Below are 22,079 nucleotides of genomic sequence, written 5' to 3'. Positions count from 1 at the left end.
CGTCGGCGCCGAGGCCTTCCGCGCGCCGGGCGCGGCGGGCGAAGGCTTGCGGATCTCGCTCGGTGCGGCGGCCAACCGCGCGACCCTGGCGCGCGGCCTCAAGGCGCTGGCGGCGCTGGCCTGACCGGCGCCCGAGGAGCGGCTTAGAACGCCTCGCCTTCGTCGTCCTCGGCGCCCTCGGCCTCGCCGCCCATGGCGTTCTCGAGGCTATCGATGATGTCGTCCATCTGGTCGGGCGTGATCGAGACGTAGATCGACTCGCCGCCGATGGCCGAGACCAGCAGGCGATAGCCGTCCTCGGTCTCCTGCAGGCTGAACGACTGGAGCGGCAGGAGCTTGGCCATGGGGGATCCTTCCCGAGAGAGCGAGGCGCTGATCTAGAGGGCGGCGCCCGCTACTTCAACGCCCCTCGGCGCAGCATGGCCACGTGGGTCGCGATCAGGGTCTCGCGATCCACCCACGGAAACTCCGGCCGGGCGATCAGCAGCGACACCAGGCCGTGCAGCCCGGCCCACAGCGCCTGGGTCACCGCCTCGACGTCGTCGCCCGCCACCAGGCCCGCGGCGTGGAGCTCTCCGACCACCTCGACGAAGGTGGCGAACACCGCCTTGCCGGCCTCCATCGGCCGGCCGCCGGTCTTTTCCAGGAACGAGCCGTCGGCCGCCTTCTCCAGCATGAAGGCCACGCGGTAGGCGTCGGGGTGATCGAGGCCGAACTGGATATAGACGCGAAGACACCGGTCGAAGCACGCGGCGGTCGGGGTGAAGTCGACGCGCGCCTGCGCCATGCGCTGGCCCAGGATCGCGAAGGCCCGCACGCACAGCTCGGCGGCGATCTCGTCCTTGGTGGCGAAATAGGCGTAGAGCGCCGGCTGCGAGATGCCGGCCAGCTCGGCGATCTGGCGGGTGGAGACCGCGTGGACGCCCTTCTGCCCGAACAGGGTCAGGGCGGCGTCCAGGATCTCCTCGCGGCGCTCGGCGCCCTGGCCCTTGGGTTTACGCGGGGAACGGGTCTTCGGAATCATCGACTGTCCTTGGCGCCGCCCTGGAAGCTTCACAAGCGCAAGCTTGACAAAGCGGCGTTGTCGATCACTGATAACTTATCAACGATCGATTTGGAACAGCTTATGTGGCGGACCCCGCTTCCTCCCCTGGCGGCCCTCCTCCTCGCGGCGAGCCTGGGCGCCTGCGGCGGTAAGTCGAAGACCGAGGCGCCAGCCGCGCCGACCCCGGTCGAGGCGGTGCGCGTGACCGCGCCCGACGCCGCCGGCGCGGTCGAGGGGGCCGGAACCCTGGAGCGCCGCCGCGAGATGGCCCTGTCGTTCCGCATCCCCGGCGTGCTCACCGCCATGAAGGTCGAGGCCGGCGACAGCGTCCGGGCCGGCCAGCTGATCGCCGCCATCGACCCGGCCGGGGTCGACGCCCGCCAGCAGCAGACCGCCGCCGACCTGGATCGCGCCCGCCGCGACGTCGAGCGCGACCGGGTGCTGTTCGACAAGGGCTATGTCAGCAAGCAGCGCATCGACGACCGCCAGAGCGCCTTGAAGGCCGCCCAGGCCGCCTATGACGCCGCCCGGTTCGACCGGCGCTGGGCCAGCCTGGTCTCGCCCGCCTCGGGCGTGGTGTTGGAGCGCCGCGCCCAGGCCGGCGAGGTGGTGGCCGCCGGCCAGGTGGTGGCGCGGGTCGCCGACCTCTCCAGTCCGCTGGTCCTGCGCCTGCCCCTGGCGGCGCGCGACGCGAACCGAGTCCGGGTCGGCGACGCCGCCGAGGTGACCGTGCGGGATCTCGGCGGCCAGCCCGTCACCGCCCGCGTCACCCGCGTCGGCGAGGCGGCCGACACCCGCACCGGCGCCATCCTGGTCGAGGTCGAGCTCGCCAATCCCCCCGCCGCCCTGCGCTCGGGCCAGGTGGCGCACGCCCGCCTGAACGTCCGCGCCGCGCCAGGCCAGGCCAGCGCCTATGCCCGCATCCCCGCCGAGGCGGTGCTGGAGGCCAACGGCCAGCGCGCCTTCGTCTTCCGCTTCGACGGCGGCAAGGCGCGGCGCGCGCCGGTCGGCTTCGGCGGCTTCGACGGCGACGACGCCCTGGTCTCGGGCCTGCCCAGCGGCGCCCAGGTGATCACCGCCGGGGCCGGCTTCGTCAGCGACGGCGAGGCCGTGCGGGTCATCGACCCCGCCCACCTGGGTCGCTGACCGTGCGCTTCGACCTTCCGACCTTCGCCGTCCGCCGCTGGCAGTTCACCCTGGTGGCCTTCGGCCTGCTGATCATGCTGGGCGTCAACGCCTTCACCAGCATTCCGCGCTCGGAGGACCCGCACTTCCCGATCCCGATCGTCATCGTCCGGGCCGTGCTGCCCGGCGCCGAGCCGTCGGAGATCGAGCAGCTGATCGTCGATCCGATCGAGGACGCGGTCGACGGCCTCGACAATATCGACAAGATCGAGTCGATCAGCCTGGACGGGGCGGCCGTGGTCTCGGTGCACTTCACCTGGGACGTCGATCCCGAGCGCAAGTACGACCAGGTCGTGCGCGAGGTGAACGCGATCCGGGGCAACCTGCCCGCCGGCCTCGCCCGCCTGGATATCCGCCGCGCCCGCACCACCGAGGTCTCGGTCGTGCAGGTGGCCCTGGTCAGCGACACCCTGCCGATGCGGCGCCTGGAGAAGGTCGCCGACCGGCTGCGCGAGCGGCTGGACCGCGTGCCGGGCGTGCGCGAGGCCGAATACTGGGGCGCGCCCCCGTCCGACGTGCAGGTCACCCTGGACCTGGCGCGGCTGTCGGCGCTGAAGCTGCCGGTCACCGCCGTCACCGACGCCTTGAAGGCGGCCGGGGCCGAGGCGCCGATCGGCGCCGTGCAGGCCGGCGAGCGGCGCTTCAACGTCAAGTCCGGCGGCGCCTTCCACGACCTGAAGACCATCGGCGACACGCCGGTGCGCGCGATCGGCGGCAAGGTCACGCGGGTGTCCGACGTGGCGACGATCGCCTGGGCCCAGCAGGAGCCGACGCACCTGGCCCGCTTCAACGGCAAGCGCGCCGTCTTCGTCACCGTCAAGCAGAAGGACGGCCAGGACGTCGCCAAGATCACCCAGTCCGTCCGCCAGGTGCTGGACGACTACGAGAAGACCCTGCCCGCCGGCGTCAAGCTGGAACGCGCCTTCTTCCAGGCCGAGAACGTCAAGCACCGCCTGAAGAACCTGTTCCGCGACTTCGGCATCGCGCTCGTCCTGGTGCTGATCACCCTGCTGCCGCTGGGCCCGCGCGCCGGCGTGGTGGTGATGGTGTCGATCCCGCTGAGCCTGCTGATCGGGCTGTCGCTGCTGCAGGCGTTCGGCTTCACGCTGAACCAGCTGTCGATCGCCGGCTTCGTGCTGGCCCTGGGCCTGCTGGTCGACGACAGCATCGTCATCACCGAGAACATCGCCCGCCGCATCCGCGAGGGCGAGGAACGGACCGACGCCGCCGTCAACGGCGCGCGGCAGATCGGCCTGGCGGTCGTGGGCTGCACCGCCACCCTGATGCTGGCCTTCCTGCCGCTGATGGCCCTGCCGGCCGGCTCGGGCGCCTATATCAAGTCGCTGCCGGTGACGGTGCTGTGCACGGTCGGCGCCTCGCTGCTGGTCTCGCTGACCATCATTCCGTTCCTGGCCAGCCGCATCCTGGACAAGCACTCCGACCCCGAGGGCAACGCCATCCTGCGGGCGGTCAATGGCGGCATCCACCGCTTCTACCGGCCCGTGCTGCACGGCGCCCTGGCGCGGCCCTGGCTGGCCCTGGCCCTGATGCTGGCCCTGTGCGCGACGACCCTGCCGCTGGTCAAGCTGATCGGCAGCTCTCTGTTCCCGCCAGCCGAGACGCCGCAGTTCCTGGTGCGCGTCGAGACGCCCGACGGCGCCTCCCTGGCCCGCACGGACCAGGCGCTGCGCTTCGTCGACCAGCGGCTGGCCAGGGAGCCCGACATCGTCTGGCGGGCCAGCAATCTGGGGCGCGGCAATCCGCAGATCTTCTACAACCAGAGCCAGCGCGAGAGCTCCAACACCTTCGCCGAGGTCTATGCCAGCCTGGGCGAATGGAAGCCGGCGAGCAGCCCCGCCGTGCTGGACCGGCTGAGGGCCGACTTCGCCAAGTATCCCGGCGCGCGGATCACCGTGGTCGCCTTCGAGAACGGCCCGCCGATCGACGCGCCGATCGCCATCCGCATCACCGGCCAGAACCTCGGCGTGCTGAAGGCTTTGGCCGCCCGCGCCGAGGCGGTGCTGAAGGCGACCCCGGGCGCGCGCGACGTCATCAACCCGATGCGGCTGGACCGCACCGACCTCGACCTCGGCATCGACGAGGCCAAGGCCGCCGCCCTGGGTGTGCCCGCCGGCGCCGCCCGCCGCGTCACCCGCCTGGCGCTGTCGGGCGAGGAGGCCGCCCGTTTCCGCGATCCGGACGGCGACGACTACGCCGTGCGCGTGCGGCTGCCGATGGCGACCGTCGACGGCGCGGCGCGCAATCCGCTGTCGGCCCTGAGCGGCGTCTATGTGCCCACCGCCGACGGCGAAGCCACGCCGCTGTCGGCCATCGCCACCCCGACCCTGCGCTCCAGTCCCGCCCGCATCGACCGCTTCGACCGCGAGCGCACGGTCACCGTGACCAGCTATGTCCGCACCGGTTATCTGACGGCCAAGGTGACCGAGGACGTCGTCGCGCGCCTCGTCCGCGAGGTCCCGATGCCGCCGGGCTACCGCCTGTCGCTGGGCGGCCAGGCCGAGGCGCAGTCCGAGAGCTTCGCGGGCCTGGGCGCCGCGGTGCTGGTGGCGATCTTCGGCATCCTGGCCGTGCTGGTCCTGGAGTTCCAGAAGTTCAAGACCGCCCTGGTGGTGGCCGGCATCATCCCGTTCGGCGTGTTCGGCGCGGTGCTGGCCCTGGCCCTGACGGGCAACTCGCTGTCGTTCACCGCCACCATCGGCCTGATCGCCCTGATCGGCATTGAGATCAAGAACTCGATCCTGCTGGTCGACTTCACCGAACAGCTGCGCCGCGACGGCATGAGCCTGCACGACGCGATCGAGAAGGCCGGCGAGGTGCGCTTCCTGCCCGTGCTGCTGACCAGCGTCACCGCGATCGGCGGCCTGCTGCCCCTGGCCCTGGAACGCTCGGGCCTCTACTCGCCGCTGGCCATCGCCATCATCGGCGGCCTGATCACCAGCACCCTGCTGAGCCGCGTGGCGACGCCGGTGATGTATTGGCTGACGGCGCGGGGGAAGCAGGACTAGGTTCGGGTTCCGATCAAACAGGGTCGACATTCTTTTCATCCCGGAAGCCTCGAAGAGGCTGTCCGGGACCCAGGGGCCGGCGCATCGCGGTCGCCCCTGGGTCCCGGCTCTCCGCTTCGCTTCGGCCGGGATGACAAGAAAAAGCTTCCCCATCCTAAGGGAAGGGAGACCACTTGCCCCGCGCGGGCGCCTCGACCAACACTCTCCGCGACTCGAGGAGGGCGCCTACATGGCCGACACCCGCACCCGCGACGCCGTCGTCATCGGCGGGGGCCATAACGGCCTCGTCTGCGCGTTCTACCTGGCCAAGGCGGGGCTGAAGGTCACGGTCTGCGAGGCCCGCGGCGTGGTCGGCGGGGCGGCGGTGACCGAGGAATTCCATCCCGGCTTCCGCAACTCCGTGGCCAGCTACACCGTCAGCCTGCTGAACCCGCGGGTGATCGCCGACATGGGCCTGCGCGAGCTTGGCCTGACCTTCCTGGAGCGGCCGATCTCGAACTTCCTGCCGATCAGCGACGACAAGTCTCTGAAGCTGGGCGGGGGTCTCGAGCGCACCCAGGAAGAATTCCGTAAGTTCAGCCGCCGCGACGCCGAGGTGCTGCCGGCCTATTACGCCATGCTCGACGAGATCGGCGACGTGCTGCGCGCCCTCGCCCAGGAGACGCCGCCGAACCTGGGCGACGGCCTGCCAGGGATCCTGCGGGCCCTGCGCCAGGGCGGGCGGCTGGCCATGCTGCCCCGCGAGCGCAAGCGCGACCTGCTCGACCTCTTCACCAAGAGCGCCCGCGACGTGCTGGACGGCTGGTTCGAGAGCGATCCGGTCAAGGCCGCCTTCGGCTTCGACTCCGTGGTCGGCAATTTCGCCAGTCCCGACACGCCCGGCTCGGCCTATGTGCTGCTGCACCACACCTTCGGCGAGGTGAACGGCAAGAAGGGCGCCTGGGGCCACGCGGTCGGCGGCATGGGCGCGATCACCCAGGCCATGGCCAAGGCGTGCGAGGCGGCCGGGGTCGAGATCCTGCTCGACGCGCCGGTCGAGGGGGTCCATGTCGACGGCGGCAGAGCCGTCGGCGTCCAGCTGGTCGACGGCCGGCAGGTGATGGCCCCGATCGTCGGCGCCAACGTCAATCCCGCCCTGCTCTACCGGAAACTGGTCCCGCCCTCGGCCCTGAGCCCCGAGTTCCGCAAGGCGGTCGACGGCTACAAGAACGGCTCGGGCACGTTCCGGATGAACGTGGCGCTGGCGGAGCTGCCCAGCTTCACCTGCCTCCCCGGCAAGGACGTGGCCGAGCATCACCAGTCGGGGATCGTGATCGCCCCCAGCCTCGACTACATGGACGCCGCCTATCGCGACGCGAAAGCCGAGGGCATCAGCCGGGCCCCGATCGTCGAGATGCTGATCCCCTCGACCATCGACACCAGCCTGGCCCCGCCGGGGCGGCACGTGGCCAGCCTCTTCTGCCAGCAGTTCGCGCCGGAGCTGCCGGACGGCCGCTCGTGGGACGACGAACGCGAAGCCGCCGCCGACCGGATCCTCGACACGGTCGAGCGCTGGGCGCCGGGCTTCAAGGCGTCGGTTCTGGGCCGGATGATCCTGTCGCCGCTGGACCTTGAGCGAAAGTTCGGCCTGGTCGGCGGCGACATCATGCACGGCCACATGTCGCTGGATCAGCTGTGGGCCACGCGCCCGCTGCTGGGCCACGCCAGCCACCGCGCGCCGATCAAGGGCCTCTACATGTGCGGGGCCGGGACGCATCCCGGCGGCGGCGTCTCGGGCAATCCGGGGCGCAACGCGGCGCGGGAGATCCTGCGCGACAAGGACTTCGCGACGGCGGTGAAGCTGTCGGCCGTCGGGCGGTAAGGCGGTTAGGCGGCGGCCTGGCTGGCCGCGCGGTTGCGGGCCCAGGCCGGCGTGCGCACTTCCGGCTCGTCCACATGCACCTGCGCCTGGCGGCCCTGCTCGCGCATGTGGCGCGCCAGCAGTTGGGCCAGGGCCTCGGCCTCGTGTTGCGAGGAGTAGCAGCCGATCAGCTCGGCCGAGTCGTTCCAGGTCACATGCCACACGCCGGCGACCGGGCGGACGTAGTAGTGATTCTCGGTCATGAAGACCTCCTTGGACTTACTCGACACAACGATAACCCCGTCGACATGACAGTTGTTTCGCGATCGCACAATTAAATTACGCTGCGACGCACAATGCACGGTTCGGGCCAAAGGTTCGCCAGAGCGCCGTTTGATTGATCGCTTTAGAAGCGGTCCCGCAGCGCGTACCAGCTCAGGCCGGCCACGGTGAGCGGCCAGCGCAGCAGCCGCCCGCCGGGAAAGGGCGGGGTCGGGACGCGCGACAGCAGGGCGATCGGCGCCGCCTGGCCCAGCGCGGCGTCGGCCAGCAGCTTCCCGACGTGGGGCGCCAGCATGAGCCCTTGTCCCGAATAGCCCGAGGCGATGCGCACGCCCGGCGCGACCTCGGCGACGACCGGCATGCGGGTGCGGGTGACCCCCAGGGTTCCGCCCCAGGCGTGGGTGATCGGGACATCCGCCAGGCGCGGATAGATCTTGGCCAGGTTCCGGCGCACCAGGCCGGCGATGTCGCGCGGAAAGCCGGTCCCGTAGCTCTCGCCGCCCCCGAACAGCAGCCGGCCGTCGGGGGTCTTGCGGAAATAGTTGACGACGAAGCGGCTGTCCGAGGCCGCCGCGCCCGAACGCAGGATCTCATCCGCCCGGTCGCCCAGCGGCGCGGTCACGGCGATGAAGTTGTTGATCGGCATAACCCTGGCCCGCGCCGCGCCGGCCAGGGGGTCCAACGCGCCGTCGCCCGTGAGGATCAGCTGATCGCAGGTGACGCGACCGCCCGGGGTCTCGACGACGATCCGGCCGCCCTCGCGCCGCCAGCGCTGGGCGCGCGTCCGCTCGTGGAGAACCACGCCGGCCGCGCCGGCGCGCGCGGCCATGCCCAGGGCCAGCTTCAGCGGATGGACATGGCCGCCGCCGCGATCGCGCACGCCGCCGAAATAGACGTCGGTCCCGAGCTCGCGGGCCAAGGCCTGGTCGTCGATGAGGTCGAGCAGGTCGTAGCCGTAGCGCTCGGCCATCCGCGCGACATGGGCCGCGTCCTCGGCCTCGCCGCCCGGCTTGTGGCGGGCATGGATCAGGCCCGGCCGCCAGTCGCAGTCGATGGCGGCGACCAGGGCGGCGAAATGGGCGCGAGCATCCTCGGCCAGCCGCCAGAGCGCCAGGGCGTCTTCGGCTCCGACGGTCTTCTCCAGCCAGGCCTGGTCGCGGCGATGGCCGGTGTGGACCTGGCCGCCGTTGCGCCCGGTGGCGGCGGCGCCGATCCGGTCGGCCTCCAGGACGATGGCGCGGCTTCCGAGGGCCATCGCCGCGCCGAGGCCGGTAAAGCCCGCGCCGACGATGCAGACGTCGGCGGAGGCGTCGCCCTCCAGCGACGGCAGGTCGGGGAAGTCACCAGCGGTATCCGCGTACCAATTCCCTCTCCCATAGGGAGAGGGGTAGGGGTGAGGGGTTTCACCGGCGACCATTGCAACCCCTCATCCTCCCACGCCTGCGGCGCGGGCCCCTCCTTCTCCCTCTGGGAGAAGGTTCAGATCCGCCGCTAAACATTCAGCAGCAGGAACTCCCGCTCCCACGGACTGATCGTGCGCATGAAGGTCTCGTACTCGGCCTGCTTCACGCGGTCATAGGCCTGGCAGAACGTCGGGCCCAGGATCTGGACCAGGGGCTGGCAGGCCTCGAACAGGGCCAGGGATTCCGACAGGCTGCGCGGCAGCTGCACGCCCAGCACGCTGGCGTCGGTGTCGACCGGGGCGCTGGGCTTCAGCCCCTCGACCATGCCCAGATAGCCCGCCGCAAGGGTGGCGGCGATCGCCAGGTAGGGGTTGGCGTCGGACGAGGGGATGCGGTTCTCCAGCCGCCGGTTGGCCGGGTCGGCGGGCGGCACGCGCAGGCCGCAGGTGCGGTTGTCATAGCCCCACTGGGTGTTGACCGGCGCGCCGCTGTCCCGCGCGATCCGGCGGTAGGAGTTCACATAGGGCGCCAGGATGCCCATGATCGCCGGCAGATAGGTCTGCTGCCCGGCGATGAAGCCGTGGAACAGCGGCGTCTCCTGGCCGTCGTCGTCGGAGAACAGGTTGCGCCCCTTGCGGTCGACGATCGACTGGTGGATGTGCATGGCGCTGCCAGGCTCGTTGGCCATCGGCTTGGCCATGAAGGTGGCGTAGATCTGGTGCTCCAGTGCCGCCTCGCGGATCGTGCGCTTCATCATGAACACCTGGTCGGCCAGCTCCAGCGGATGGCCGTGCCGCAGGTTGATCTCCATCTGCGCCACGCCGCTTTCGTGGATCAGGGTGTCGATCTCCAGGCCCTGGCGTTCGGAATATTCGTACATGTCCTCGAAGAGGGCGTCGAACTCGTTGACCGCGCTGATCGAATAGCCCTGCCGGCCGGTCTCCGGACGCCCCGAGCGGCCGACCGGGGGTTTTAGCGGATAGTCGGGATCGGTGTTGCGGTCGACCAGGTAGAACTCGATCTCCGGCGCCACGATCGGGCTCCAGCCCTTCTCGTCATAGAGCGCCAGCACCCGCCGCAGCACCTGGCGCGGAGCCTCCTCGACCGGGCGGCCGTCGGGGTGGAAGGCGTCGTGGATCACCTGCGCTGTCGGATCCTGGGCCCACGGCACGGCGGCCAGGGTGGCGAAGTCGGGGGTCAGGAAGATGTCGGTGTCGGACTGCACCGCGTTCACCGCCCCCTCGAACTCGGGGAAGTCGCCGGTGATGGTCTGGTAGAACACCGCGAGCGGCAGGTTCATCGACGGCGCGCCCAGGAACTTGCGCACCGGCATGATCTTGCCGCGCGCCACCCCGGCCAGGTCCGGGGCCACGCACTCGATCTCCTCGATGTTCTGCCGCGCGAACCAGGCGCCGGCCTCCTCCAGGGTCGAGACCCCCCGCGCCAGACTGTGCGCGCGCGTGGCCTTGCTGTGCTTGGGCTTCATGGGGCGCTCCGAGGGAAAGCTCGGTTTTTCCGGATTTGGTCTCGAACGGTTTCTGCTATCCTAGGGCATGGCGCGGCCCGAACCAGACATCTTCGACGAAGTGGAAGACGAAGCCGAGTTGGCGGCTGAAGCAGCGGCTGACGCCGATGTAGCGGCCGGCCGGGTTGTTCCACACGAACGTGTGCGAGAATGGCTTAAGACCGTGGGCACCCCCCACCAAACGCCCACTCCATATTCGTGGCGGAAGTAGTCTGGACCGACAGGGCGATGGCGGATTTTGAAGCCATCGTCGCCTATATCGTAAAACAGTCCAGGCCTTTGGCGGCTCAAAGAATGGGCCAGAAGCTTCTGACCGCCGGCGACAGCCTCGCCAGCGCTCCGGAGAGAGGCCGCCCCATAAGACGCGGTCGTCACGAGCTGACGATTGTCGCGCCCTATCTGATCCGCTACCGCATCGTGGCCGAGCGCGTGATCATTCTGGAAGTCCGCCACGCCGCTCGTCGTCGCCACTAGCCTCACGACAAAGTCTTCGGCTTCAATGCCCGCAGCACCGGCTCGGCCTCGTCCAGCGACTTGCGGATGATCGCGACCAGCGCGTCGGTCTCCCCGTGGCTGATCACCAGCGGCGGGCAGCAGACGATGGTGTCGCGGATGGCGCGCACCATCAGGCCGTTCCGGATGCAGAGGTCGCGGACGATCGGCCCGGCCTCGCCCTCCTTGTCGAGGAAGCGATGGTTGCTCCCCTTCTCGCGGACGATCTCGACCGCGCCCAGGAGGCCGATCGCGCGGGTCTCGCCGACCAGCGGATGGTCGTTCAGGCTGGCCAAGGCCTTCGCCAGATAGGGCCCGGTGTCGTCGCGCGTCCGCTCGACCAGCCCCTCGCGCTCCAGGATCTCGATGTTCTTCAGCGCCACCGCCGCGCAGGTCGGGTGGCCCGAATAGGTGAAGCCGTGGACGAAGTCGCCGCCCTTGTCGCGCAGCTCGGCGACGATGTGGTCGGCCACGCCGACGGCCGAGATCGGCAGGTAGCCGGACGACAGGCCCTTGGCCATGGCGATCAGGTCCGGCTGGATCCCGTAGTGCTGATGGCCGAACCATTCCCCCAGGCGCCCGAAGCCGCAGATCACCTCGTCGCAGACCAGCAGGATCCCGTACCGGCGGCACAGGGCCTCGACGGCGGGCCAATAGCCGTCCGGCGGAATGATCACCCCGCCCGCCCCCTGCACGGGCTCGCCGATGAAGGCGGCGACGTTCTCCGGGCCGACCTCGAGGATCTTGTCCTCGATGGCCTTCACCGCCCGGTCGCGGAAGGCGGCGGGGTCCTCGCCGAAGCCTTCGCCGAAGGCGTAGGGCTGCATCACGTGCTCGACGCCGGCGATCGGCAGGTCGCCCTGCTTGTGCATCGGCTTCATGCCGCCCAGCGACACGCCGGCCACCGTCGAGCCGTGATAGGCGTTCCAGCGGCTGATGAAGACCTTGCGCCCGGGCTGCCCCTTCAGCGTCCAGTAGTGGCGGACCAGGCGGAAGACCGTGTCGTTGGCTTCCGAGCCCGACGAATTGAAGAACACGTGGCTCAGCCGGCCGCCCATCTTCGACGCGATCTTGGCCGCCAGGGTCACGGTCGGCGGCGTCGCGGTCTTGAAGAAGGTGTTGTAGTACGGCAGCTCCAGCATCTGGTCATGGGCCGCCCGCGCCAGCTCCTCGCGGCCATAGCCGACATTAACGCACCACAGGCCCGCCATGCCGTCGAGGATGCGGCGGCCCTCGCCGTCCTGGATGTAGCAGCCCTCGGCCCGCGTGATGATCCGGCTGCCGCCCAGGTCCGCCAGCAGCTTGTGATCGGCCTGGGCCGGCAAGTGGTGCGCCAGATCCAGCCGCCGCAGCTCGCCGATGTCGTGATTGCGGATCGGGGCGGTCATGGAGGGGCTCCTACACTCTCATCCGCTCATCCCCGCGAAAGCGGGGACCCAAGCGGCGCTCGATCGTTCGCTGGAGCACGCGCCGCCAGCTCGGCTTGGATCCCCGCTTTCGCGGGGAGGATCGGGTTCGGGCTAACTCAACAACACCGCCGGCGAGCAGGCGTGCCAGCACAGCCACACGGTTTCGCCCAGCGCGAAGTCCTCCTGGTCCCAGCGGGTCAGGTTCGAGCGCTGGACCTTGATCCGGCGTCCCCCGGCGATCTCCACCTCGTAGGTCGAGGAGCCGCCCAGATAGGCCTCGTGGCGGATCACGCCGGCGACCGCGTTGGTTCCGGCCGGCGCGTCGCCGAGGTTCGGCGGGGTTTCGCCGGTCTTCTTGTGAAGCTCGATCTTCTCGGGCCGGATCGCCGCCCACAGCGTCGCGCCGCGCGCGCCGGTGACGCCGTGGTCGAGGAACAGGTCGACCGGCAGGTCCGGCGCGCGGATCACCGCGTGGTCCTGCTCGTCCACCGCCAGCACGCCCTCGAACAGGTTCACCTGGCCGATGAAGTCGGCGACGAACCGGCTGCTGGGGAACTCGTAGAGATCGTTCGGCGAGGCCACCTGCTGCAGCACGCCCTTGTTCATCACCGCGCAGCGGCTGGCCAGGGCGAGGGCCTCGTCCTGGTCGTGGGTGACCATGATGAAGGTGATCCCGACCTTCTCCTGCAGGGTGCAGAGCTCGGTGCGCATCTGCGCCCGCAGCTTGGCGTCCAGGGCCGACAGCGGCTCGTCGAGCAGCAGCACGCGCGGCCGCTTAACCAGAGCCCGGGCCAGGGCCACCCGCTGGCGCTGGCCGCCCGACAGCTGGTCCGGCTTGCGCCCGCCCAGGCCGTCCAGCTGCACCAGGCTCAGCGCCTCCTCGACCCGCCGGTCGCGCTCGGCCTTGGCGACCTTGTCGACCACCAGGCCGTAGGCGACGTTGTCGGCCACGGTCATGTGCGGGAAGACGGCGTAGGACTGGAACACCATGTTGATCGGCCGCTTGTTCGGCGGGGTGTTCGAAACATCCTGGCCGTCGATCAGGATCCGCCCCTCGGTCGGAACCTCGAACCCGGCCAGCATCCGCAAGAGGGTGGTCTTGCCGCAGCCGGAGGGTCCCAGCAGCGCGAAGAACTCGCCTTCGTTGACCGTCAGCGACACGTCGTCGACGGCCGCCAGCTTGCCGAAGCGCTTGGTGACGTTCTCGAAGGTGATGATGGGTTTGGCTTGGCTCACTTGGCTTGTTCCCCAACATGCAAAACCCCGTTCTCCCCGGCGAACGCCGGGGCCCAGATCGTAGGGCTGGGAGGAGCCAGGAAGGGTGGGCGCTCAGGCTGAATCTGGGTCCCGGCGTTCGCCGGGAAGATCGGAGAAAGGGAAAGGCTCACGGTTTCTCCCCCCCATGCCCCGCCGTCGCCGCCGAGGGCCCCTGCAGCTTCAGCGCCACCGCCGTCAGCAGCACCGTCAGCACGATCAGCACGGTCGAGGCGGCGTTGACCTCGGGCGTCACCGAGAAGCGCACCATCGAATAGACCTTGACCGGGAAGGTCACCGTGTCCGGCCCCGCCGTGAAGAAGGTGATCACGAAGTCGTCGAGGCTCAGCGTGAAGGCCAACAGCGCCCCGGCCACCAGGGACGGCGCCATGTGCGGCAGGATCACGTCGGCGATGGTGCGGAACTCGCCCGCCCCCAGGTCGCGGGCGGCCTCCTCCATCTCGCGGTTGAAGCTGGCCATGCGGGCGCGGACGACCACCGCCACGAACGGGAACGAGAACGACACGTGGGCGATGATGATCGCGCCGAGATTCAGCGGCCACGGCAGGTCCTGGGGCCACGGCAGCACCCGGGCGAAGAACACCAGCATCGCCACGCCCATGCAGATCTCGGGCACGACGATCGGCAGGGCCAGGGCGCCGTCCAGCGCCGTCTTGCCCGGAAAGCGGAACCGCCACAGCACCAGGGCCGCCATCGCGCCCAGCGCCACGCTCAGCACCGTCGAGGCCGCCGCGATGGTCAGGCTGTTGGCGAAGGCCTCCAGCAGGGCCGAGTCGTGGAACAGCTTGTCGTAATAGTCGAGCGTGAAGCCCTTCCAGACGATGTTGCGCCGGCTGTCGTTGAAGCTGAACGCCATCAGCGCGATCAGCGGCGCGTAGAGAAAGATCCCGACGGCCGTCAGCCACAGGCGCATGGGCCAGCGGCGCAGGTACTCAAGCGGGCCGGGAGGCGGCTTGCGGATCATGGGAGGCGCCCCTTGTATCCGTTTTCCCCGGCGAATGCCGGGGCCCAGATCGAACCCACGAGCGTTAGACAGGCGCGCGTGATCGGGAGGCGCGAAAACCCAAAAAGCTCAGGCTGAATCTGGGTCCCGGCATTCGCCGGGAAGATCGGATCTAGGTTCATCCCCTGGCCTCCGGCGTCCGCTTGGCCAGCACCGCCTGGATCGCGACGGCGATGAAGGTCAGGTACATCAGCACGAACGACAGGGCCGCGCCGAACGGCCAGTCATTGGCGCGCTTGAACTGGCGCTCGATGACATTGGCGATCATCTGGCTGTCGGGACCGCCCAGGAGGTCCGGCGTCAGATAGGCGCCGAGCGCCGGGATGAAGGTGATCAGCACGCCCGACGCTATGCCCGGCAGGGCCAGCGGGACGACCACGCGAAGCAGCGTCCGCAGGTGCCCCGCGCCCAGGTCCAGGCTCGCCTCCAAGAGCGAGCGGTCCAGCCGGTCCAGCGCCGCGTAGAGCGGCAGCACCATGAACGGCAGGTGGACATAGACGAGGCCCAGCACGACCGCGAAATTGTTGTGCAGCAGCTCCAACGGCTGGAACGCGCCCAGCGGCTTCAGGCCGACCAGCGCCGCCAGCGCGCCGCCGCCCTTCCACAGCCATTCCAGGCCCATATTGACATAGCCCTCGGTCCGCAGCACCGCGATCAGGGCGTAGGTGCGGATCAGAAGGTTCGTCCAGAACGGCAGCATGATCAGCAGCAGAAGCCAGGTCTTGGCCCGGTCGGCGGCGAAGGTGATGGCCAGCGCCACCGGAAAGCCCAGCACCAGGCACAGCGCCGTCGTCAGGCCGGCGACCCAGGCCGACTTCAGGAAGATCTGCAGATATAGCGGCGCGATCGCCCGGGCGTAGTTGTGGAACGTGCCGCTGATCGCGATCTCGGTCAGGCCCTGGTTCTGGCCGAAGCTGAACGCCCAGACGATGACCATCGGCGCCACGAAGAACACCACGAGCCACGCCAGCGGCGCCGCCAGCGCCGCGGCGAACACGGCCTTGGCCTGTTTCCACGACTGTTCCATCGGTGGCGACTCGTCCTTCTCCCAAGATCCTCCCCTCCTGGGGGAGGTGGCCCGAAGGGCCGGAGGGGGCAAGCTCGGCATCGGCCGGCGACGCCCCCTCAGTCACTTCGTGACAGCTCCCCCAGCGGGGGAGCATCACGCTACCCCTAAGCCGCCCGCACCCGGGTGATGATCTCCTCGTACAGGCTGGCCTTCTCGGCCCCCTCGAAGGCGCCGTATTCGCATCGCGCCATCACGTCGGCCGGCGGGAAGATCACCTTGTTCTCGCGATAGCTCTCGGGCATCAGCGCCTTGGCCGCCGCGTTCGGGGTCGGATAGAGGATCTTCCGGGTGATCGCCGCCCCCGCCTGGGCGTCCAGCAGATAGTTGATGAAGGCGTGGGCGTTGTTGGGCCTGGGCGCGCCCTTGGGGATGCACAGCGTATCGGAATTGATCAGCGTGCCCTCCTTGGGCACCACGAAGTCGAGGTCGGGATCGTCCTTCATCACCTGGGCGATGTCGCCGTTGAACTCGATGACCAGGTCGACCTCGCCCGAGGCCAGCAGGTCCTGGCCGTTGTCGTCGTGGAAGGCCTTCACGAACGGCTTCTGCTTGATCAGCATCTGCTCGATCCTCGGCAGCATGTCGGCCGGCACGCCGTTGACCGAGTGGCCCAGGTACTTGGCGCCGAGCCGCACCAGGTCGGCGGCCTCGGACACCAGGGCGATGCGGCCCTTGTACTTGTCGCTGTCCAGCACCCACTTCCAGCTGTCGGGCACGCCGTCGACCTTGCTCTTGCGATAGCCGATGCCCATCAGCAGCCAGGTATAGGGCATCGAGTACTTGCGGCCCGGGTCGTAGTCCGGGTTGAGGAACGCCGGGTCGATGTTCTTCAGGTTCGGGATCTTGCCGTGGTCCAGCGGCTCCAGCATGCCGGCCTGGGTCATGCGGGTGACGAACTCGTTGGACGGCACGATCACGTCGAAGCCCGGATTGCCCGCCTTCAGCTTGGCGAACAGTTCGTCATTGGTGGCGAACAGGCTCATATTGACGTCGACGCCGGTCGCCTTGCGGAAGTCCGCCAGCGTCGTCTCGCCGATATAGGTGTCCCAGTTGTAGAAGTTCAGCTTGGGCTCCTCGCCCCCCGGCGCGGCCTTGGGCTTGGCGCCGCAGGCGGTGAAGGTCAGGCCGATGGCGGCGGCGCCCGTGGCGGTCAGGAGCGAGCGGCGGTTGAGGCCTCTCCGCGTCAGGGTGGTCATGTTTCGCTCTCCCTCCAGAATAATCCCCCTCCCCCTTGGATGGGGGAGGGCCGGGGTGGGGGTGACACGGCCGGCCGCTTTCACCACGGCCGCGCCACATCCTGACCCGCTGTCACCCCCATCCCCGACCCTTCCCCCATCCAAGGGGGAAGGGAGACACGTCGATATCCTCACGCGTTCCGCAGATACCAGTCAAAGTCCAGTTCGGTCACCACCTCGAAGAAGCGCGCCTGCTCGGTGCGCTTGACGGCGACGAACATGTCCACGAACCGATCGCCCAGATAGTCGCGCAGCACCGTCGAGCGCTCGAAGAGGTCGACCGCCGCGAACCAGTGGGTCGGCAGACGCGTGTTCTCGCGCGCCGCCGCCGCGTAGCCGTCGCCGACCACCGCCGGGCCGGGATCGAGCCGCCGGGTGATCCCGTGATGGGCGCTGGCCAGCAGCACGGCCATCACCAAGTACGGATTGGCGTCGGCCCCGGCCACGCGGTGCTCGACATGCCGCGTCGCGGGCGGACCGGCCGGCACCCGCAGCGAGACGGTGCGGTTGTTGACGCCCCAGGTAGGGGCCACGGGGGCATAGCTGTTGGCCTTGAACCGGCGATAGCTGTTGGCGTTCGGCGCCAGGACCGCCATGCCCTCGCCCAGCAGCGCCTTCATGCCGCCGATGGCGTGTCTCAGCAGGTCCGAGCCCTCGGGATGCTCGGCGGCGCACAGATTGTTCCCGGCGGCGTCGTTGACGCTGAGATGCACGTGGAACCCGTTGCCGGCCCGGTCGGCCCAGGGCTTGGCCATGAAGGTCGCCTCGCGGCCATGACGCAAAGCGACGCCCTTGGCGGCGCGCTTGTAGAGCACCGCGTCGTCGGCGGCGCGCAGGGCGTCGGGCCTGTGCTTCAGGGTCAGCTCGACCTGGCCCGGCGCGAATTCCGAGATGGCGCCCTCCAGCGGGACGCCGATCGCGTCGGCGACGTCCCACAGCTCGCGCAGGAACGGGGCGTGGGCCTCCAGCTCGGGCAGCCCGTAGACCTGGATCCCCGTCGGCGTCTGGCCGGTCCGCATCGAGCGGGCGGGCATTAGCTCGCCGCGCGGCCCGCGCTCCAGGTCGACGAGGTAGTGTTCCAGTTCGCACGCGGCGACCGGGGTCAGGCCGTCGGCGGCGTAGCGGTCCAGCACCCTTCGCAGCACGTGGCGCGGGTCGAGGTCGTTGGGCGTCCCGTCCAGCTCGTACATCGACAGCATGACCTGGGCGACGTCGTCGCCGAGCCAGGGGGCCAGGGTCAGGGACCCGGGAACGGGCCGAGCCCGGCGATCGGCGTCGCCGTCCTCCCAGACCAGCCCCGTGGCCTCGCAGTCGGCGCCGGTGGTGTCGACCACCAGCACCGAGCCCGGCAGGAAGCGGCCGTACTCATAGACCGCCGGGAGTTCGTGAACCCGCAGCCGCTTGCCGCGCGGCACGCCGGTCATGCTGGTGAAGAACACCTCGACGAACTTGACCTGGGGGTGGGCGGCCAGGAAGTCGCGGCATTCCTGGGGATCGGCGACCAGGGTCATGCTTCACCGCCCCAAAAACCGACCTTCCCCGCGAAGGCGGGGATCCAAGCGGCTCCACAAGCGGAACCGCCGCGCGAAGTCCCGACCTCGGCTTGGGTCCCCGCTTTCGCGGGGAAGATCGGTTGAATGTTCATACGCGCGCCATCGCCGCCAACAGGTTCAAGCAGGTTGGCTCGATCAACCCACCCCGCCAAAGCAAAGGTACTTGGTCTCCAGATACTCCTCCAGACCCTCCGAGGCGCCCTCGCGGCCCAGGCCCGACTCCTTGACCCCGCCGAACGGCGCGACCTCGGTGGAGATCAGGCCTTCGTTGATCCCGACCATGCCGGCCTCGATCGCCTCGGCCACCCGCCAGCAGCGGCCGACGTCGCGGCTGTAGAAATAGGCCGCCAGGCCGAACGGCGTGGCGTTGGCCAGGGCGATCGCCTCGGCCTCGGTCTCGAACTTCACGATCGGGGCGACGGGGCCGAAGATCTCCTCCTGGAAGAGCCGCATCGCCGGCGTCGCGCCGGTCAGCACCGTCGGCTGGTAGAAGAGCCCGCCCAGGCCGTGGGCGTCGCCGCCGGTCAGCACCTGGGCTCCGCCCTCCACCGCCTCGCGCACCAGGGCCGAGACCTTCAGCAGCGCCTTGTCGTTGATCAGCGGACCGATCTGCACGCCCTCGGCGGTCCCCGGCCCGACCTTCAGCGCCGCGACCTTCTCGGCCAGCCTGGCGGCGAAGGCGTCGTGGATGCCGGCCTGGACCAACAGGCGGTTGGCGCAGACGCAGGTCTGGCCGGTGTTGCGGTACTTGCTGGCGATGGCGCCGTCGACGGCGGCCTCCAGGTCGGCGTCGTCGAACACCACGAACGGCGCGTTGCCGCCCAGCTCCAGGCTGAGCTTCTTCATGGTGCCGGCGCACTGCTGGTAGAGCACCTTGCCGATCGGCGTCGAGCCGGTGAAGGACAGCTTGCGCACCCGGCCGTCGTCGCACAGGGCCTTGCCGATGCCGGCCGAGTCCTTGCCGGTGACGATGTTCAGCACCCCGGCCGGCACGCCCGCCTCGACCGCCAGCCGGGCGATGGCCAGGGCGCAAAGCGGCGTCTCGGCGGCCGGCTTGACGACGACGGTGCAGCCGGCGGCCAGGGCCGGACCGACCTTGCGGGTGATCATGGCGATCGGGAAGTTCCACGGCGCGATGGCCGCGCACACGCCCACCGGTTGCTTGATCGAGGCCAGCCGCTTGCCGGGCGTCGGCGTCGGGATCGTATGGCCATAGGCGCGCTTGGCCTCGTCGGCGAACCAGTCGATGAACGCCGCGCCATAGGCGACCTCGCCCCTGGACTCGGCCAAGGGCTTGCCCTGTTCGGCGGTCATCAGCCGCGCCAGGTCGTCGGCTCGGGCCAGGATCAGGTCGCTCCACCGCCGCAGGATCGCGCCTCGGTCCTTGGCCGTGCGCGCCGACCAGGCCGGAAAGGCCCGGTGCGCGGCGTCGATCGCCAGCCGCGTCTCGTCGGGACCAAGGTCGGCGACCTCGGCGATCACCGTCCCGTCGGCCGGATCGCGCACCTCGAAGGTCCGGTCGCCGTCGATCCAGCGTCCGTCGATGAAGGCTTGGGTTTCGACAAGAGTGAGAGTGGTCATGGCGCTGCCTCGGCATGGGGGAAAGCCGACTTCCGGTCGGCTTGCTATGCAACGCGCGAGCGGCGCGGTCACGGGCAAAACGGCGCATAACATCGGAGGGGTCCGGGATCGGATCGCCGGCTCGCGCCTTGCCTTGGCGAACCCGGAGACCGCGATGACCTCACCGCCCGACGCCTCGCAACGGCTGCCGCTGCGCCCCGTGCACATCGCCCTGATCGCCGTGCTGGTCGCGGTGCTGGCCTTGCTGATCGTGGGCTGGTCCTACGCGGTCATGCCGAGGGCCGACCACGGCGGAACCGGCGCGCCCGACGCCGACCGCACCACGCCCGCCGAGGCGCAAGCCCGCAGCGCGGGCCAGGACCCGCGCGGCTCCAACACCAGCCAGGACGCCTATACCAGCCAGAACCAGAGCCGCCGGCCGGCCAACCCGCCGGACTAACCCCCCGGTCGGTACGACATCGCCACGTCGCAGCGCTCATAGCGGGCGCCGAACTTGGCCATGATCTCGGCGTCGTGGACGAAGCCCAGCTTCTCGTAGAGATGGATGGCGGCCGCGCACTTGGTGTTGGTCAGCAGATAGACCTTGTCCATGCCCAGGCTCGCGGCGCGCTCCAGCGTCTTGGCCAGCAGGAACTCGCCGACCTTCAGGCCGCGCGCGCTCTTCAGCACGCCCATCTTGGTCAGCTCGACCCAGCCGTCCTTCGAGACCATCAGCGCGCAGGTCCCGACCACGCCCAGTTCGGGCGTCTGCGCGAACAGCACCACCCCGCCCTTGTCGAGGATCAGTTCGCGCGGCCGCGACAGCAGGGTCACGTCGTTTTCCTCGAGGGCGAACATGTCCTCGATCCATTCGGCGTTGATCCGGTGGAAGGCCTCGGCCAGGTCGTCGGAGAAGTCGCGGATCCACATCGCGGGCGGGCCGGCCGCCCGCATCCGGGTCAGCAGCGAGCGTTCCTCCAGCCGGGCCTCGACCGTCGCCAGGTTCCGCAGAAAGTCGCCGGACAGGCCCTCGACCAGCTCGGCGGCGGCGGGGTCGATGCGGGGCAGCAGCTCGGTCTGGACCCGCTCCAGGAGCGCTTGCCCCGACGCGGTCAGGGCCAGGCGGCGGGAGCGCGCGTCGCCGGGCGTCGGCCGCGCCTCGACGAAGTCGCTCAGCGTCCCCAGCGCCCGCGTCACCGTCGGCTGGGCCAGGCCAAGCCGCTCGGCCAGTTCGCCCACCGAGATCGGCCCGTGCAGCCGGATGGTCAGCAGCAGCGACATCTGGGCCGGCTGCACCGGCAGATCCAGCCAGCGGGCGACCTCGGCCGCGTCGGCCTGCATCCGCTCGGCCAGCCGCTTCAGCCGGCTGCCGAGAAACCCCACGCCATAGCTCGCCAGAAGATCCACGTCGCGCCCCTTTCATAGCCTGCTATATAGCTAGCTATGTGCCCCCTTGAGGCGCAAGACTTTTCTCCGAAGCGACCCTTGACGCGCACTCGCTACATTTGTAGCGTACTCACGACATCACGGAATCACGCTTCATGACCGAACCCTCCGACCTCGAACTCGAAGTGCTGAAGGCCTTCTGGCGCGGCGGCGCGATGAGCGCGCGCGAGGCGCAGGGCCTGATCGAGCCGGAGCTGGGCTGGAGCGCCTCGACCACCCGCACCGTGCTGGAGCGGATGGTGGCTAAGGGCCTCCTGCTGCGCCGCTCGGTGCACGGCCTGGCGGTCTACGAGGCGCGCAAGGCCAAGGTCGACGTGATCGGCGGCGTCCTGAACCGCCTGCGCGGCCTGCTGGAGATCGACGGCCGCCTGCCCGCCTCGGCCTTCGCCGGCAGCCAGATCCTGTCCGAGCGGGAGATCGAGGAACTGGAGGCCCTGCTGAACGCCGCCAAGCCGGAGAGCGAGGCGTGAGCCCGCTGCTGGCCTCGACCGCTCTGGGCCTCGTGGCCGCCTGGCCCGTCGGCGTCCTGGGCCTGGGCCTTGGCCGTGTGGTCGAGCGGCTGACCGGCGACCCGCGCCCACGCGCCGCCGCCTGGAGCCTGGCCCACGCCCTGCCCGCTGCCACCCTCGCCGCGACCGTGGCCCTGACCCTGGCGCCGACGCCGGGTCTTGGCGTCCAGGCCAAGGGCGGCCACGCCGCGCCAGGCCCGGCGCCAGTTCCGACCGTGCTCG

Annotated in this window: 21 protein-coding genes and 2 pseudogenes; 9 read left to right on the top strand and 14 right to left on the bottom strand. The window is 69.9% G+C overall.

Annotation, left to right across the window (positions count from 1 at the left end; translation table 11 throughout):
- The coding region (locus Q0V34_RS18225) for a hypothetical protein (protein WP_297514928.1) at nt 1-124 on the top strand (124 nt) is incomplete at its 5' end.
- Nucleotides 125-143: 19 nt separating this feature from the next.
- Here Q0V34_RS18225 and Q0V34_RS18220 read toward each other — a convergent pair.
- Nucleotides 144-344, bottom strand: coding sequence for a hypothetical protein (locus Q0V34_RS18220; RefSeq protein WP_297514922.1), 201 nt, complete (start codon nt 342-344; stop codon nt 144-146).
- Nucleotides 345-394: 50 nt separating this feature from the next.
- Nucleotides 395-1,024 carry a TetR/AcrR family transcriptional regulator gene (locus Q0V34_RS18215; RefSeq protein WP_297514919.1) on the bottom strand — a complete coding sequence of 210 codons (630 nt, stop codon included), beginning with the start codon at nt 1,022-1,024 and terminating at the stop codon, nt 395-397.
- Between the two features lie 90 nt (nt 1,025-1,114).
- Between Q0V34_RS18215 and Q0V34_RS18210 the strand changes: the two genes are divergently transcribed.
- On the top strand, nt 1,115-2,191 hold the full coding sequence (locus tag Q0V34_RS18210; protein WP_297514916.1) for an efflux RND transporter periplasmic adaptor subunit: 1,077 nt from the start codon (nt 1,115-1,117) through the stop codon (nt 2,189-2,191).
- 2 nt (nt 2,192-2,193) lie between these two features.
- Nucleotides 2,194-5,256, top strand: a complete 3,063-nt coding sequence (locus Q0V34_RS18205; protein WP_297514913.1) for an efflux RND transporter permease subunit — start codon at nt 2,194-2,196, stop codon at nt 5,254-5,256.
- 13 nt (nt 5,257-5,269) lie between these two features.
- On the opposite strand, the pseudogene Q0V34_RS18200 reads toward Q0V34_RS18205, so the two are convergent.
- A pseudogene (locus Q0V34_RS18200) lies at nt 5,270-5,395 on the bottom strand (hypothetical protein); the annotation flags it as partial.
- A gap of 90 nt (nt 5,396-5,485) precedes the next feature.
- Between Q0V34_RS18200 and Q0V34_RS18195 the strand changes: the two are divergent.
- Nucleotides 5,486-7,117 carry an NAD(P)/FAD-dependent oxidoreductase gene (locus Q0V34_RS18195; RefSeq protein WP_297514910.1) on the top strand — a complete coding sequence of 544 codons (1,632 nt, stop codon included), beginning with the start codon at nt 5,486-5,488 and terminating at the stop codon, nt 7,115-7,117.
- A 5-nt stretch (nt 7,118-7,122) separates the two neighbouring features.
- Here the strand turns inward: Q0V34_RS18195 and Q0V34_RS18190 are convergent, their stop codons facing one another.
- The 3 genes from Q0V34_RS18190 to Q0V34_RS18180 all read right to left on the bottom strand — a co-directional run bounded on the left by Q0V34_RS18190 (nt 7,123) and on the right by Q0V34_RS18180 (nt 10,267).
- A complete protein-coding gene (locus tag Q0V34_RS18190; RefSeq protein ID WP_297514907.1) occupies nt 7,123-7,359 on the bottom strand; it encodes a hypothetical protein in 237 nt (78 codons plus the stop codon).
- Nucleotides 7,360-7,502: 143 nt separating this feature from the next.
- Nucleotides 7,503-8,795 carry an FAD-binding oxidoreductase gene (locus Q0V34_RS18185; RefSeq protein ID WP_297514905.1) on the bottom strand — a complete coding sequence of 431 codons (1,293 nt, stop codon included), beginning with the start codon at nt 8,793-8,795 and terminating at the stop codon, nt 7,503-7,505.
- A 74-nt stretch (nt 8,796-8,869) separates the two neighbouring features.
- Nucleotides 8,870-10,267, bottom strand: coding sequence for a glutamine synthetase family protein (locus tag Q0V34_RS18180; protein WP_297514900.1), 1,398 nt, complete (start codon nt 10,265-10,267; stop codon nt 8,870-8,872).
- A gap of 67 nt (nt 10,268-10,334) precedes the next feature.
- On the opposite strand from Q0V34_RS18180, the gene Q0V34_RS18175 reads away from it, so the two are divergent.
- Nucleotides 10,335-10,517 carry an antitoxin gene (locus Q0V34_RS18175; RefSeq protein WP_297514897.1) on the top strand — a complete coding sequence of 61 codons (183 nt, stop codon included), beginning with the start codon at nt 10,335-10,337 and terminating at the stop codon, nt 10,515-10,517.
- Nucleotides 10,518-10,534: 17 nt separating this feature from the next.
- Nucleotides 10,535-10,780 (top strand): type II toxin-antitoxin system RelE/ParE family toxin, encoded by a 246-nt coding sequence (locus tag Q0V34_RS18170; protein WP_297514925.1) that lies wholly within the window; start codon nt 10,535-10,537, stop codon nt 10,778-10,780.
- Between the two features lie 2 nt (nt 10,781-10,782).
- On the opposite strand, the gene Q0V34_RS18165 is transcribed toward Q0V34_RS18170, so the two are convergent.
- From Q0V34_RS18165 to Q0V34_RS18135, 7 genes are all read right to left on the bottom strand, one after another.
- Nucleotides 10,783-12,186 (bottom strand): aspartate aminotransferase family protein, encoded by a 1,404-nt coding sequence (locus tag Q0V34_RS18165; protein WP_297514894.1) that lies wholly within the window; start codon nt 12,184-12,186, stop codon nt 10,783-10,785.
- 132 nt (nt 12,187-12,318) lie between these two features.
- On the bottom strand, nt 12,319-13,443 hold the full coding sequence (locus Q0V34_RS18160) for an ABC transporter ATP-binding protein (protein ID WP_297514892.1): 1,125 nt from the start codon (nt 13,441-13,443) through the stop codon (nt 12,319-12,321).
- A 148-nt stretch (nt 13,444-13,591) separates the two neighbouring features.
- Complete coding sequence (locus Q0V34_RS18155; protein ID WP_297514889.1) at nt 13,592-14,446, bottom strand: ABC transporter permease; 855 nt, start codon at nt 14,444-14,446, stop codon at nt 13,592-13,594.
- A gap of 157 nt (nt 14,447-14,603) precedes the next feature.
- Entirely contained in the window at nt 14,604-15,512 is a 909-nt protein-coding gene (locus Q0V34_RS18150) for an ABC transporter permease (protein ID WP_297514886.1), read from the bottom strand.
- 146 nt (nt 15,513-15,658) lie between these two features.
- Nucleotides 15,659-16,750, bottom strand: a complete 1,092-nt coding sequence (locus Q0V34_RS18145; protein ID WP_297514882.1) for a PotD/PotF family extracellular solute-binding protein — start codon at nt 16,748-16,750, stop codon at nt 15,659-15,661.
- A 170-nt stretch (nt 16,751-16,920) separates the two neighbouring features.
- On the bottom strand, nt 16,921-18,300 hold the full coding sequence (locus Q0V34_RS18140; protein ID WP_297514879.1) for a glutamine synthetase family protein: 1,380 nt from the start codon (nt 18,298-18,300) through the stop codon (nt 16,921-16,923).
- A gap of 177 nt (nt 18,301-18,477) precedes the next feature.
- Nucleotides 18,478-19,923, bottom strand: coding sequence for an NAD-dependent succinate-semialdehyde dehydrogenase (locus Q0V34_RS18135; protein ID WP_297514876.1), 1,446 nt, complete (start codon nt 19,921-19,923; stop codon nt 18,478-18,480).
- Between the two features lie 154 nt (nt 19,924-20,077).
- Between Q0V34_RS18135 and Q0V34_RS18130 the strand changes: the two genes are divergently transcribed.
- Nucleotides 20,078-20,362, top strand: a complete 285-nt coding sequence (locus tag Q0V34_RS18130; protein WP_297514873.1) for a hypothetical protein — start codon at nt 20,078-20,080, stop codon at nt 20,360-20,362.
- Here the strand turns inward: Q0V34_RS18130 and Q0V34_RS18125 are convergent.
- Nucleotides 20,359-21,309 carry a GNAT family N-acetyltransferase gene (locus Q0V34_RS18125; protein WP_297514870.1) on the bottom strand — a complete coding sequence of 317 codons (951 nt, stop codon included), beginning with the start codon at nt 21,307-21,309 and terminating at the stop codon, nt 20,359-20,361. The two genes, Q0V34_RS18130 and Q0V34_RS18125, sit on opposite strands and share 4 nt — an antisense overlap.
- A 134-nt stretch (nt 21,310-21,443) precedes the next feature.
- Here Q0V34_RS18125 and Q0V34_RS18120 point away from each other — a divergent pair, with 134 nt between their 5' ends.
- Both Q0V34_RS18120 and Q0V34_RS18115 read left to right on the top strand, forming a co-directional pair.
- Entirely contained in the window at nt 21,444-21,818 is a 375-nt protein-coding gene (locus Q0V34_RS18120; RefSeq protein ID WP_297514868.1) for a BlaI/MecI/CopY family transcriptional regulator, read from the top strand.
- Nucleotides 21,815-22,079, top strand: a pseudogene (locus Q0V34_RS18115) (peptidase M56); the annotation flags it as partial. The gene Q0V34_RS18120 and the pseudogene Q0V34_RS18115, both read left to right, overlap by 4 nt.

Origin of the sequence: uncultured Caulobacter sp., from assembly GCF_947036865.1 — a bacterium.
Taxonomy (GTDB): Bacteria; Pseudomonadota; Alphaproteobacteria; order Caulobacterales; family Caulobacteraceae; genus Caulobacter.
The sequence above is the reverse complement of the archived record's forward strand: the minus strand, read 5'-3'. Positions and strand labels throughout refer to the sequence as shown.